General features: G+C 63.1%; 9 protein-coding genes. 6 read left to right on the top strand and 3 right to left on the bottom strand.

The window, feature by feature from the left end; all coding sequences use genetic code 11:
- Window positions 1-9: 9 nt before the first annotated feature.
- Window positions 10-1,161, bottom strand: a complete 1,152-nt coding sequence (gene glf, locus ACTU6U_RS04205) for a UDP-galactopyranose mutase (protein WP_443468421.1) — start codon at window positions 1,159-1,161, stop codon at window positions 10-12.
- Window positions 1,162-1,384: 223 nt separating this feature from the next.
- On the opposite strand from glf, the gene ACTU6U_RS04200 reads away from it, so the two are divergent.
- The 5 genes from ACTU6U_RS04200 to ACTU6U_RS04180 all read left to right on the top strand — a co-directional run bounded on the left by ACTU6U_RS04200 (window position 1,385) and on the right by ACTU6U_RS04180 (window position 6,830).
- Window positions 1,385-3,499, top strand: a complete 2,115-nt coding sequence (locus ACTU6U_RS04200) for an acyltransferase family protein (protein ID WP_443467923.1) — start codon at window positions 1,385-1,387, stop codon at window positions 3,497-3,499.
- Between the two features lie 131 nt (window positions 3,500-3,630).
- Window positions 3,631-4,083: a GtrA family protein gene (locus ACTU6U_RS04195; protein WP_443467922.1), complete on the top strand. Its 453-nt coding sequence runs from the start codon at window positions 3,631-3,633 to the stop codon at window positions 4,081-4,083.
- The gene (locus ACTU6U_RS04190) at window positions 4,080-4,910 is read left to right on the top strand and encodes a glycosyltransferase family 2 protein (protein ID WP_443467921.1); all 831 of its coding nucleotides are present in this window, start codon (window positions 4,080-4,082) and stop codon (window positions 4,908-4,910) included. The genes ACTU6U_RS04195 and ACTU6U_RS04190 overlap by 4 nt, the downstream gene beginning before the upstream one ends.
- A complete protein-coding gene (locus ACTU6U_RS04185; RefSeq protein ID WP_443467920.1) occupies window positions 4,907-5,920 on the top strand; it encodes a glycosyltransferase in 1,014 nt (337 codons plus the stop codon). The genes ACTU6U_RS04190 and ACTU6U_RS04185 overlap by 4 nt, the downstream gene beginning before the upstream one ends.
- The gene (locus ACTU6U_RS04180) at window positions 5,907-6,830 is read left to right on the top strand and encodes an NAD-dependent epimerase/dehydratase family protein (protein ID WP_443467919.1); all 924 of its coding nucleotides are present in this window, start codon (window positions 5,907-5,909) and stop codon (window positions 6,828-6,830) included. Before ACTU6U_RS04185 ends, ACTU6U_RS04180 begins: the two co-directional genes overlap by 14 nt.
- A gap of 68 nt (window positions 6,831-6,898) precedes the next feature.
- Here the strand turns inward: ACTU6U_RS04180 and ACTU6U_RS04175 are convergent, their stop codons facing one another.
- Window positions 6,899-8,953: a hypothetical protein gene (locus tag ACTU6U_RS04175; RefSeq protein ID WP_443467918.1), complete on the bottom strand. Its 2,055-nt coding sequence runs from the start codon at window positions 8,951-8,953 to the stop codon at window positions 6,899-6,901.
- 302 nt (window positions 8,954-9,255) lie between these two features.
- Between ACTU6U_RS04175 and ACTU6U_RS04170 the strand changes: the two genes are divergently transcribed.
- A complete protein-coding gene (locus ACTU6U_RS04170; RefSeq protein ID WP_443467917.1) occupies window positions 9,256-11,010 on the top strand; it encodes a DUF2339 domain-containing protein in 1,755 nt (584 codons plus the stop codon).
- A gap of 21 nt (window positions 11,011-11,031) precedes the next feature.
- Here ACTU6U_RS04170 and ACTU6U_RS04165 read toward each other — a convergent pair whose 3' ends face one another.
- Window positions 11,032-13,437 (bottom strand): LasA N-terminal domain-containing protein, encoded by a 2,406-nt coding sequence (locus ACTU6U_RS04165; protein ID WP_443467916.1) that lies wholly within the window; start codon window positions 13,435-13,437, stop codon window positions 11,032-11,034.
- Window positions 13,438-13,672 lie beyond the last annotated feature (235 nt).

The following is a 13,672-nucleotide window of genomic DNA, read 5'->3' as shown; positions in this document are numbered from 1 at the left end:
GGGTCGAGTCTACGAGAGAGTGTTGTTCCACATCGACAGCGCCGAGCCGATCGCCATGTGCATGTCGAGGTACTGGTAGGTGCCGAGGCGTCCGCCGAAGTGGACGTCCTGCTCCCCCTTCTGCAGCTCGCGGTAGGCGAGCAACCCCTCACGGTCAGTGGGAGTATTCACCGGGTAGTACGGCTCGTCGGTCTTCTCTGCAAAGCGCGAGAACTCGCGCATGATGACAGTCTTGTCCGTCGGGTAGACGTCCTTGCGCTCCGGATGGAAGTGCTTGAACTCGTGGATGCGCGTGAACGGAACGTCCATGTCGGGGTAGTTCATCACCGGTGTGCCCTGGAAGTCACCGATGTTCAGGACTTGCTGCTCGAAGTCGAGCGTGCGCCAGCTGAGCTCACCCGCGGCGTAGTCGAAGTAGCGGTCGACGGGGCCTGTGTAGACGATCGGCACCTGGCCGACGAGCGCCTTGCGATTGAGTGGCTGCGACTCGTCGAAGAAGTCGACATTCAGCTTCACCTCGATGTTGGGGTGGTCGGCCATGCGCTCGAGCCACGCCGTGTAGCCGTCGGTCGGGAGTCCCTCCCACGTGTCACTGAAGTAGCGGTTGTCGTAGTTGTAGCGCACAGGAAGACGGCTCACGATGTCACCCGAGAGCTTGTGCGGGTCGGTCTGCCACTGCTTCGCGGTGTAGTCGCGGAAGAACGCCTCGAACAGAGGACGGCCGACGAGGGCGATGCCCTTCTCCTCGAAGTTCTGCGCTGACTTGACGTCGTACTCGCCCGCCTGCTCCTTGATGAGCGCACGCGCTTCATCGGGCGAGTAGGCAGCCTGGAAGAACTGGTTGATTGTGCCGAGGTTCACCGGCATCGGATACACGACACTCTTGTGGTTCGTGTAGACGCGGTGCACATAGTTCGTGAACGTCGTGAAGCGGTTCACGTACTCCCACACCGTCGCGTTCGAGGTGTGGAACAGGTGCGCCCCGTACTTGTGGATCTCGATGCCCGTCTCGGGCTCCGCCTCGCTGTAGGCATTGCCGCCGATGTGGGGGCGGCGTTCGATGACGGTGACCTTGCGGCCAGCTTCTGCGGCACGCTCAGCAATGGTGAGGCCGAAGAAACCCGACCCGACGACGAGGAGATCCATTTGTCTGCTTTCCAGTTGACTATTCCGCTGGCACTGCTATCTCGGCCGAGCGGATTCGCCTGTTGATTCTATTGGTCATTCACCTGACAGAAAGGTGCACACGCATTACACAGGTGCACACACATGACATAGAGTCTTCCTGACCGGTCCGCCCACGATCCGATCGGTCCGTCGCGCATCGGCGGCCAGTCCCCCTCTCTCTTGTCGCGCAGACGGCATCATCGTTGCGAAGGACCTCATGGCACATCACACCGCGGCCTCTGACTGGTCTACGACGCTCCCGGGGCCTTCAGCTTCCGAGCGCATGGGATCGGGCGTCCGACCCGAGATCCAGGCTCTGCGGGCGCTGGCTGTTGTCTCGGTGCTGGTCTTTCACCTGTGGCCAACCCGGCTCCCCGGCGGCTTCGTGGGCGTCGACGTGTTTTTTGTCGTCTCCGGGTTCCTAATCACGGCGCACCTGTTGCGCGAGCAACAGCGCACTGGGAAGATCGCTCTCGGCCGATTCTGGGCCCGGCGCGCACGACGTCTCCTGCCCGCTTCCATGCTCGTTCTGATGGCAACGGCTGCCGCCGTCTACCTCGTCGTCCCGACAGCCCGCTGGTCGCAGTTCGGAAGCGAGATCATCGCATCCACGCTCTACGCCGAGAATTGGACACTCGCATGGCAGTCAGTCGACTACATGGCCCTGTCAAATGTGAAGTCCCCGACTCAACATTTCTGGACACTCGGGGTCGAGGAGCAGTTCTACATCGTCTGGCCTCTCCTGCTAGTGCTGATCTCGGCTCTTGCGCCCAAGCTCGGGCGGCTCCGCGGCAAGGCCATGATGCTAGGTATCGGTGCAATTGTCATAGCATCACTCCTGCACTCCATCCTGTTCACGTCGACTCACCAGAGCATGGCGTACTTTTTCACGACCACACGAGCGTGGGAGTTCGGGTTCGGAGCCCTTCTCTCCATCCTCCTGGCGCGCCGGACGACAGTGATTTCCGGCCCGTGGGTCGCCGCAATTGTCTCTTGGCTCGGGTTCGCTATGATTCTCGCCTCCGTTCTTCTCTTCGGTCCCGCCACGCCATTCCCGTCGTTCACGGCCCTGCTGCCGGTCGTCGGCACGTGCCTCGTGATTCTGGCCGGTGCTCCGTCGTCGCGATTCTCCGCCAGCGCCGCCATGAGAAGCCGTCCGGTGCAGTTTGTGGGAGACATCTCGTACGGCGTCTATCTCTGGCACTGGCCGTTGATCGTCTTACTTCCGTTCGTCCTGCTGCGAGAGCTGTCCACCGCGGAGAAAATTGGCGTACTCGTGGCGTCGATCGCCCTCGGCTGGTTGTCGAAGATCGTCGTGGAGGATCCGATTCGCACCGGGCACCTGTCATCAGTGCTGGGGAACCGTTGGGTGTTCGCGACGGTCGCAGCCGCAATGGCGCTCATGGTGGTGTGCACGCTGCCGATGGCGCTTTGGCGACCGACGCCCGTGCCCGCTCCAGGCGCCGTTCCTGTTAGCTGCGTCGGTGCAGAGGCGATGCTGGACGAGGACTGTGGCGATGCGGCGTCTATCCCCCTCATCGCCGACCTATCGTCGTTCAGCGCCGACAACCCGCCCGAAGAAGTCCTTGCGTGTGAGGTGTCGGCGCAGGCGGACAATGTGCGCCGCTGCGACTTCGGCGACGACTCAGCACCGCGTATCGCGATCGTCGGTGACTCCCACGCGACCCGCTGGGTCGAAGCGATCAGCAGCATCTCGTCAGACGCGGGGTGGTCCACGTCCACGTTCCTTATTTCGGGCTGTCCGGCATTCGTGGACGCTCTTGTCAGCACCGCGTGGGGCTACCCGGAGACGGCGGACAACTGCCGTCGCCTGTCCGATGACGCTGTTGCTCAAGTGGAGGCGGACCCCACGATCGACATCGTCCTTCTCACGAACCGCACGCGGCTGTACATTACCTCGGAGGACAATCCCGCCGGGCTGACCCAGGATGCCGTCGCTGCCACGATCACCCGGCTCGAGAATGCAGGGAAGACCGTGATCGTTTTTAAGGACCCCCCGGAGATGAATGGTGTACCGCCGCAAGGCGGGGGGAGCGCCTCCGACTGCCTCAGCCGCGCCTCTGGCCCGAATGACTGTACCTTGGTACGGTCGGACGCTGCTTTCGACGATCCTCTCGCCGCTGCTGCCACACGTACGGGCGCGCCACTCATCTCCCTCGATGACGCGTTCTGCGACGCCGAACGGTGCTATGCCCGCGCCGGAGGACTGGTTATCTACTCCGATGACAATCACGTTACCCGCAGTTTCGCGGCCAGCGCCAGGACCGCACTCGCGGAGCAGCTGGACCCGGTTCTCTCGACGGCGGGATGACGGTCTCAGAGAGCGTCGTGTCTCTCCGCCAGGTCATCGGGCATCCAGAATCCTTCGGTAGGCTGATCAGGATCCGATGCCCGGATCGGCGCTCCGCGAACTTGAGCGCACAGGCCACGACGAAAGCACCCATGGCACTTCCCGAGAATGGTGAATCCGATCAGAGCGCGCCAGATGGTCCGCTCCTGAGGCTCATCAAGGACCGACGCATCGCCTTCCTTATCGTCGGGACCGTCAACACCGGTGTCGGGTTCCTCTGGTTCATCTTGTTCGAACTCACCATCGGCAGACACTGGGGCTACATGGCTACGCTTCTTTGCGCCCACGTGGCGAGCGTGCTGTGCGCGTTCGTCCTCCACCGGCGGTTCGTATTCCGCGTCCGCGGGCATGTCTGGCTTGACCTCGCCCGCTTCGAGTCGGTCTACCTCGTCGCGCTCGGCGTTAACGCGGTGCTGCTTCCGGTGCTGGTCGAGCTCGCCAACATTCCCCCGATCCCCGCGCAGGCGCTAATCGTCTTCGTCACCACGATGGTCAGCTATGTCGGCCACTCGCGGTTCTCCTTCCGCAGAAAGGCCGATTCTTGACAGTCCCTCGCGTCTCCGTCGTCATCCCCGCTTACAACAATGCGAAGGTTATCGGAGAGACGATCGAGTCAGTCCTCGCCCAGACCGGCGTGGACCTCGAGCTCATCGTCGCAGACCATTCCTCGATCGACGGCACCCGCGACGTCGTCGCGCAGTACGAGTCCGATCCTCGTCTCACGCTCCTTAGCACGCCAGCGGGTGGCGGGGCCCCTCGCAACTGGAATCGTGTCACCGCCGAGGCGACCGGCGAGTTCGTCAAGCTCGTGTGCGGTGACGACGTGCTTCGGCCAGGAGTTCTCGCCCGACAGGCCAAACTCCTCGCCGAGTCCAGCGCGGTCTTCACCGCGTGCCGACGCGACATTGTGGACGCCGACAGCAGGATCCTGTTCCGGGGGTGGGGCCTCCGCGGACTGGGCAAGCGCATGCCGGGCAGCGCCGCCGTGCGGCGGGCGGTCCGTGCGGGCTCGAACCAGTTCGGCGAACCCGCGTCCGTGATGATGCGGACGTCCGCGTTGAAGGACGCCGGCGAGTGGTACGACCGCTTCCCTTACCTCATCGACCAGGCCTCGTACTCTCGGGTCCTGATGACTGGCGACTTCGTGCCCGATCTCGAGACCGGCGCGACATTCCGCATGAGCACCACGCAGTGGAGCGTGGCGCTCGTCAAAGAGCAGGCGACCCAGGCGCACCAGTTCCATGAGTGGCTGCATGACGCCTACCCGGATGCCGTGAAGCGGATTGACGTCGTGATCGGCAATGCCCGTGCGAGCATCATGGCCCGCGTGAGAAGGCTGAGCTACCGAGTACTGGAACGGAGAATGCGATGAGTGCAGGCGAGACGGCGGAGACCTCGTACGTGCATCGGATCTCGGTCGTGATTCCCGTCTACCAGGGTGAGCGCACACTCGAGACGATCATGGACGAGATCGCCCCGATGACCGAGCCGTTCACGACTCGCGGCGGAAACCGTGCTGTGGTGCACGAAGTGGTGCTCACCTTCGACCACGGTCCCGATGACTCTGCCCGTGTCATCCGCCGACTCGCCGCAGAGCGCAGCTATGTGAAGGCCGTCTGGCTGAGTCGGAATTTCGGCCAGCATGCAGCCTCGCTCGCCGGAATCGCGTCGTCCGGCGGCGATTGGGTCGTCACACTCGACGAGGACGGCCAGCACGATCCGTCCGCGATGGGATCGCTGCTCGACACGGCGATGTCCCGCCAGGCAGACGTCGTCTACGCGGAGCCCACGAACGCGCCGCCACATGGCTACGTCCGCAACACGGCGTCCCGCACATCCAAGCGAATCCTGGAGACCGTGTTCGGGGGCGGACGCGCATCGAACTTCAACAGCTTCCGCCTGATCCTCGGCGAGGTCGGTCGCTCGGTCGCCGCGTATTCGGGAACCGGCGTCTACCTGGACGTCGCGTTGTCCTGGGTCGCCGCGAACATTGTGACGTCCCCCGTGGCACTCCGCGAAGAGGGCGATCGCCGCTCCGGGTACTCGTACCGACGGCTGATGGCCCACTTCTGGCGCATGATTCTGACATCGGGAACCCGTGGCCTCCGACTGGTGACCGCACTCGGAGCGCTCTTCGCTCTCGGGGGCATCGTCTTCGCCCTCTGGCTGACGATCATGAGGTTCGCCGGTGGGAACGTCCCTGAGGGCTGGACCTCGCAGATGGTGCTCACCGCCCTCGGCACCGGCGCGATCCTGGTGGCGCTCGGCATCATCGCCGAGTACATCGGTGTCGCCGTCAACATGGCGCTCGGCAAACCGGCGTACCTCATCGTGCGCGACCCCAAGGCAGGGCCGCTCGGGCGTCAGCGTGCAGACGGCTGATTGGGTCATCGGCCGAGGCCTCCTCGGCTCTGTGATCTCCGCACAGCTCGACAGCCCAGCCTTCGCCGTCGCGGTGAACTGGACGGATCGAAGCGCATCCGTCCAAGGTCTGCGCGACGGTCTCACCACGTTCGTCACAGGCGTCGACGGCGAATGGAGCATCTACTGGTGCGCGGGTCGTGGTGTGACCTCGACGCCCCGCGACGACATGCTCGCCGAGGGAGCGGTGTTCCGCGAGTTCCTTGCCGCGGTCTCCGAGCTCCCGGAGTCAGTGCGCGCGCGCGGTCGGATCTTCCTCGCTTCGAGTGTCGGAGGTGCGTACGCCGGGAGCTCGTCGCCGCCGTTCACCGAGGCGACCCCCGCCGTGCCCATTACCGCCTACGGCGAGACGAAGATTGGCATGGAGCAGGCGCTCCGTGACACGGCGACGGCCTCCGGCTTACGCGGGTTCATCGCGCGGATCACGAACCTCTACGGACCCGGCCAGGATCTCGGCAAGGGACAGGGGCTCATCTCCGTCATCGTCGAGAGCTATGTCACGGGTCGCCCCGTGTCGATCTACGTCCCGCTCGACACGCTGCGCGACTACATCTATGTGGATGATTGTGCGCGAGTGATCCTTGCGGCGATGTCGCGAGTGGGTTCAGAACCGGCCGGCAGCGTCGTCACGAAGATCGTCGGCGCGATGGATGCTCTCTCTATCGGCGCCATCATGGGCGAGATGTCACGACTGCGGCGCAAGCCGGTGCCGATCGTCATAGGGCAAGGAGACGCCACCGGTCAGGCCGCTGACCTCCGCGTCCGCTCGATCGTCTGGCCGGAGCTCGATGCGTTCGTCTCGACGACCGTCCCCGAGGGGCTCGGGAACATCTACCGAGCGCAGCTCAGCCAACACATCTTGCCTTCCTGACCGAGCGCTCGCGCGCGGTCGGCGCGCCCGCCGAGCGCGACGATGTCACTCGTACGCGACCACGCCACTCACACCCGACGGCGCCGAATCCAGAGGGCACCAGCTGCGACGGCCACGACAAGTGCGCCGCCCGCGGAGGCCAGCTCGAGGTTCCAGCCCGGGGGACGGAAGGTCACGGTGATGTCCTTCCCTGCATCCTCCTGCGAGATGTCCAACGTCAGCAGGAAGCCGCGATCCGGATCGGCGATGATCCCGCCATCCGTCGTGTATCCGGGCCACGCCAATCGGCTGAAGACGACGGATCCGCCGTCCGCTCCCACTGAATCAACGTGGAACGTCACCGACATGTCATCGCGTGAGACGACGCTGACGTTCGCGTCGCCGCTCGTGCGCGCGATCCCACCAGCAGAATCCACGGGCTCGTCGCGCGTCATCAGCCAGGTGAACTCGCGCTCCTCGACCGACCAGCCCGCCGGCGGTGTACCAATACGCTCCAGTCCGTCACCCTTGACGACGACCACGGTGTTCAACGACATGTCGTCGGCGAGCGTCTGGTCGTTGGCGTCATCGAAGAGCACGTCGAGTGCCTCCGGGCAGGTCGCTCCTCGCAGGTCGGCGCAGAGCGCTTCCGAGAATGCCTTGAACGGGAGCACCGTATAGACGCTCGCCGCCTCCTTTCCCGTCACGTACCAGAGGTTCGCGAGCAACGACTCCTCATAGGTGGCCGGCGCGCCGAGCTGCAGCGAGTATACGTCTCCGACCGTAAGAATTCCAGGATCCCAGTCCGCGGCGACGTCTCGCATCGCCGACACCGACGACGGCACGTTGAAGTTCCCCAATGGGCTGGTCGGATACTTAACGATCTGCGGCACCAGAACGATCAGCGTGGCCACGAGGAGGACGCCCGCGGCACGCCGACCGGACGCCACCAGCGGACGGAGTCGGCGTTTCGCCGTGAGCAGCAGGAAGAACGAGCCCTGCAGCACGATCGCAAGCAGCACCCACTTCCAGGACGCAGGCTGCGCTGCCCACGCGAGCCAGCCTGACGCGGCTGTTACTGCGACGGCGCTCCACGCGCGAACGGGCTCGACGCGCCGGGGCAGACCGTTGGTCGCAACGACGGCGATGATCACGGCGATCGCGAGCACCGCGTACGGCATCATCCGCGCGGGGTAGCGCAGCGGGCCGACGACGCTGGGTCCGATCACCAGGGCGATGCTGAAGACGAGCACGAGCACCGGCATGATGAGCGACTTGAGAGAGCGTCGCCAGGAGCCGCACAGCACCAGCAACGGAAGGAGCCACGTCACGTACTGCAACGGCACCGGCACGAGATCACCCCAGTAGCCGCGCACCGAGCTCGTCGCCGTCGAGATGGCAGAAGTGGCGAGGTCGCCGAGGTCCATGTTCAGGAACTGATCGTTCAGGATGTCCGCGCTGTCGCGATTCGTCACGGGAGACGTCAGCATCCCCGGAAGGTAGATCACAACAGTCACCAAAGCGGTGTAGACGCCGACGAGCAACACTCGGGTGACGTTCGTCCAGTCGCGTGCGACGGCGCGCTCAACCGCCATCGCGATGAGGAGGAAGGCGAGCTCAATCACGCCGAAGACGTATCCAGCTGTGACAAGCAAATAGCCGAACACGAGGTACAGCCACGGCCCCATCTTGCCGTCCAGGTGTCGCTTCAGCGCCCACCAGCTCAGCGCGAACATTGAGACGTTCTGCAGACCGGTCACCCACGAAGGAGCATCCATGAACATCGTCTGACCGCCGGTCGCAGCGGTCAGACCCGCGATCGCTGCCCACCACGGGGCCGCGCCATACGCTCGAGCGACCAAGAACGCCCCGGTTGCGAGCACCAACAGCAGCAACACCTTCACGAGCGTCGTGTAGATCACCGCATCGTCGATCGCGTGCGTCCCGATCGCGATCAGCCATGTCAGCGGATTGAAAATCCCCCACTGTCCTTCGGCGAGATAGTTCCCCCCCTGCCAAGCGCCGGGCGATAACAGCGTCGGGTCGCCGCTCAGGAGCCGATCACCGAGGCCATACCACTGACCGTACGCACCGAGTTGGGAGTCATCCCAGAAGAAGAAGCGAGGTGCCCTCAGTATCCGCATCGAGCTGACGCCGATGACCGCGACGGCCGTTGCCGCCCACCAGAATATAGGGTTTGAGGCAAGCGAAGAGAGAACCGGCCGTGTTCTTGTCGCGGTCTGGGAGGGCTCGGCAGTGTTCAGCACATATCGAGGCTAGCCGATGGATCGGCGGCGCCTCCCATGTTCGCCGCCGATCGTCTTGATGGCGTGTCGTATCACGCTGGTAGGCTCAACCGGTGCCAGTTCCTGACCGCCGACGTTCCCTCATCCTAACTACCACTGCCGCGATCTCCAGCGGGATCGCTATGGTGCTGATGCAACAGGTGGGTCAAATCGGCCGCGGGCACAACCCGCTCACCCAGCTGCGAACCAACTTCTGGTACGACCAGCTTGGCTATCTTGCGATCTCGGCAGACGTCGCCAACGGACACTTTGACTCCACAGAGCCTGTGACGATGACCGGGGTCAGCCACTATCCCCGTTTCTACTACTCGATCGTCGGCGTCGTGGCTCGCACGCTAGGGCTTCCCACGGTGACAGCCTGGAACCTAACGTCGTTCGTACTTCAGGTGATCGCCGTCGCAGCGATCGGTCTCGTCGCCGCGTCGCTATCCCGTCGCTGGTGGGTGTCTCTCCTTGCACCGCTCCCATTCTTCACAGGGACGTTCGCTTACCTCCAGAATCCGGATAGCTGGTACACCAGCCTGCAGGCTCACGCGGTGCTGTGGGGACCCTATGGCGTGCTCTTCTCCAATAACGCTGAAACTGCTGGTCTGTGCGTCGGGCTCATAGCAGCGTCGGGCTTGGTCTGGGCTTGGTCAGGCCAGCGTCATTCACGCACTCGGGTCATCGTGACGATCGTCGCCGCCGCGATGGTCGGCGTACTCTCCAGCTTTCAAACATACTCATTCCTCATGTTCACCTACCTCCTCGTATACGGGGCAGCGGTCGCAGCCATCGTGTTCGTCCGTGCGCGACGGACACCGATCCTGATCATGAGCGGCTTCCTACTCGTTCTCGTCTTCGCGCTCGGTCCCCTCCTCGCAGATCGAATCGGGCAGCTACCGACGCTCATGTTCGGACTGGTGCCCGCGTTCCCAGGGCTGGTGTATGCCATCGTGCGTACGCGAGGCCTCGTCGCAGGCGCCGGTATGGCTGCGGCTCTCGCTGCCGCCCCACAGATCGTGTTCACACTCGGCGGCGTCGTTTCAGGAGACCCATTCCTTTCCTATCGCGTGGCCTCCAACCACCAGCTGGGGATCGTTTCCTGGCAGGCTTTGACAAGTGCAGTTCCGGTGCTGCTGCCCCTCATCCTCGTCCTCGTTCTCGCCGTCAGAGCGCGCGACCAAATGACGGTCGCTCTTGCGTCGACAACGCTCTTCGTGCTTCCGTTCCTTGCTATCAATGACATCTGGGGGGCGAACGCCGAGCCCTATCGGTTCTGGATTGAAGGACTGCTGATCGGCGGAGTGACGGTGCTCTTTGGCCTCGCTCGACTGTCAACGTTCTTCGTCCGTGACGCGGCCGACACGAGTCGACGTACGAAGATGGTGTCGAGAAGGCCCGCCTTCCTAGCCGTCTCCGTGGTCGCAATAATCGCGTGGGGTGCATCCGTACCCGATTGGGTCAATTCCGTTCGAGACGGCACGATGCAGGCGTCATGGAATCCTTCCACGGAGCGTGAGACGGCGATCGCTACAATGGCCAACGAAGCGTCGCTGGATCCAGTCGCCGGTCTGATCGTCACGGAACGGTGCGTTGACAACCGCACCGCCAAGGTCACGTCCGGCTCACCGTTCGCGTACTACCACCTGGGCATGGCGTGGCCCGCGGAGAAGAATGCCATCGACGACATTATCGCGGCACGAGACCAAGGAGATCTTGATCTGGACGCGATGGAGAAGTCGAACACACGCTTCGTCCTAACGGACTCGAACTGTGCGACCGACTGGAAGAACAGGTACGACGATCGTCTGGTTCGCGTCGCATCGACAGAGTACGAACTCGCGCCGGACGAGGCTATCCTCGACGGTGAGCAGCGCGACGGCCGGATAACCCTGTGGGAGATTTCGGACTGACTGTCGGCTGCTCGCCGAGAATCAGACCGGGTTCCCCTTCGGCAGCACGGCAAGCGAGCTCGACGAAAGCGTCAAGATCTGCGGCGATGACGTCCCGGCGAGCGTGACGAGCGTCGCCCACGAGGTCACATGCTGTGCTGTTCCCCCCTCGACCACGTAGACGTCGCCGGACGTCGACGACTTGACGAAGATCCGATCACGCGCGCTGTTGCTCTGAAGGTCGATGCGCGCGCAGGCCGGGGCGCTCATCTCTACGGTCGACGCGACCGCCATGACCTGAGAACTAATCTGCCAGAGGTCACCAGACGCCGCGACGTAACTCTGTCCGGCGCACGTTACGAACGGTCCGATATCGATGCCCTTCGTCAGTCCGCTGAAAGCCTCATCGGACAACATCGTGAATGCGAGTCCGATGCCGAGGTCGTCGGCCACACCGGCAGAGGGAATTCGATAGGCCGTTTGTCCACTCACGAACATGATGTCCGGCGAGTTACTGACCTTCACGACCTGCCCGTCTGCCATCGCGGGTCCCGTCGGGAACGTCGCGAGTGTCGCGGGCTGCACGGTCGCGATGCTCGGAGCGGCGCCGGCGTTAGCTTGGACGAGGAGATCCCACGAGAGGACGGAGCGCTGCTTTCCCGCCTCGATGATCGAGACCGATGGAGACGTCGCCGTCTTCACCGCGAGCACCGTGCCTGCTACGCCGGTCGATGGCAGTTGCGCGCAGGTCTGCGCTCCGGCATCCATGACCGGGAGTCCGGCGGTCGCCGACGAGCCCACCGGCGCCAGCGCGCCACCCGCGACGAGGTAGGTCGCACTCCCGCAGCGGAGGCCCGTCTTGATCACCAGACCGGTATCACGGTATCGCGACAGGCCGCTGGCAGGGACTGTCACCATAGAACCCGGTCCAACACCGTACTCGACGACTTCGGTCCAGTTGCGAATCCACACCAGCTTGTCGAAATCGACGGTGAGGTACACCTTGCTGTCGTTGTCAGCCTTAACCACCGAGATCGGGGCGTAATACGGTGCTGCCTTCGTCAACGCGGCGAACTGGCCCGCAGTGATATATGGCGCGTACGGCGGCGAACCAGGCGTGTTGTTTAGCGCTGCCGCCGCCCTCGAGTCGAAGAACGGAGTGGCGGTCGTCGAGGAATCGAACCGACCCCACGTGCTAGTTCCACGAACCTGGAAGTAAGTGCTCACTTCCGCGCCCATCGGCAGGCGGTTGAACAGGGCCGTGCTCACATTCGTTGGTGTGGCGCAGGCGGATCCCCAATATGTGACGATTTCGCAACTCGGGATTCGATGCATCTGGCCGCCCTGGACCATGGCAATCGTTCCGGTCGCTTGGTCACGGAGAATGGACTTCGTCGTGCCCTTCAGCGAGTAGGCGCCCACCGTGGCGTCGCTGACCAGTCGCATCGGCCCGTATGCAGCGTTCAACTCACCGAAGGACTCGAGATCTTCGATGCGCCATCGAGAGTTTTCCGAGATCAGGTAGACATCGGCGCTAGATACGCTCTTCACGATGGTCATATTCGAGATCTGAGTGCTCCCGAACCAATCCACGAAGTACTGATAAAAGTTACGATTGCCGTACGCCGAGCAGCCGTCGCCTTCGCCGTACCCTGCATTTAGCGCAGCGGCATTTGGCTGATAGGGCGTGTAATAGTACAGGCCAGCTGTCGCTTTGTTTGCGATGTAGACCGGCGAAGAGCCACAAGCTCGGTTCGGGTTGTAAAGCACGCTCCAGGTCTTTCCCGGAGCGTAATAGGTGAAGTAGCGGCCTTCCGCGTAAATCTGGAACTGCCGCGCTGCGCCGAAGACCTGGTTTTGGAAGCCATAATATTGAGCATCGCACGCCGCAGTATCGGGACAGCCCTGTCCCATCGCGCTGCGATACCTAAATTCGCTCGGCCAGGAGTGCGTGACTAGGCCTTGCTCTTTCTGAAGAATTACGAGAAGGACTCGCGGATTGATGCCACACGAGACTGCGACCTTGTATATTATTCGTGCCGCCGACTCGCCAGCAGCCCCATTGTAACCTCGGCAGTAAGAATCCGCGCCCTTGCTCGCAGTAGTCTGCCGGAAGTCTTTCAAACAGACGTATCCTGACTGACACGAAGACACTTTGGCGCGAAGAAACGCGTCAATTTCTGCCTCGGTCATCGTCGCACCGTTGAAGAACACTTCGTCCGACATGATGTCGCCCGGGTTGAAGTGCCTGAGATCCGCAGCTGGCTTGATCGACGCCGTAGATACATTGCGGGAAGACGCTGCCACCGATACACCAGAGGGGCTCGCGATCGCGGCGTTCGCACTCGTCGGAGTCATGTTGGAGAAGATCCCCAGAAGCACCACAACGGTCGCAACAAGGGTGCGCGCTCTCGGTGCGCGCGCGGTATGGGCTACTCGCAGTGTCATGGGACCATTGTTGCGCATGTTAACGGATGTGACTACTAAATCTATTTCCGCGGAGGTTCTGAAAGCACTCGGTGGGTTGACCTGCGAGCCCACTGTGGGCTCTGTGGTGATTGGAATGATGTAGCCCGTCGTTTTAGATCACCGCGCGAGCGGGCACCGAGGGCATGCCTCGGTGGAGCCTCACTCGCGTGGGACTGCTGACGGTTTAGTTGACTCCAACGCTGTGAGGATTTCG

Source organism: Microbacterium zouquanmingi, assembly GCF_052266695.1.
Taxonomy (GTDB): Bacteria; Actinomycetota; Actinomycetes; order Actinomycetales; family Microbacteriaceae; genus Microbacterium.
This window is presented reverse-complemented; position numbering and strand designations above follow the sequence as displayed.

Bases quoted from the DNA above. Each gene is read 5' to 3' on its own strand.
- ACTU6U_RS04200 (WP_443467923.1), top strand. From the start codon at position 1,385: ATGGCACATCACACCGCGGCCTCTGACTGGTCTACGACGCTCCCGGGG.
- ACTU6U_RS04195 (WP_443467922.1), top strand. From the start codon at position 3,631: ATGGCACTTCCCGAGAATGGTGAATCCGATCAGAGCGCGCCAGATGGT.
- ACTU6U_RS04185 (WP_443467920.1), top strand. From the start codon at position 4,907: ATGAGTGCAGGCGAGACGGCGGAGACCTCGTACGTGCATCGGATCTCG.
- ACTU6U_RS04175 (WP_443467918.1), bottom strand. From the start codon at position 8,953: ATGCGGATACTGAGGGCACCTCGCTTCTTCTTCTGGGATGACTCCCAA.
- ACTU6U_RS04165 (WP_443467916.1), bottom strand. From the start codon at position 13,437: ATGACACTGCGAGTAGCCCATACCGCGCGCGCACCGAGAGCGCGCACC.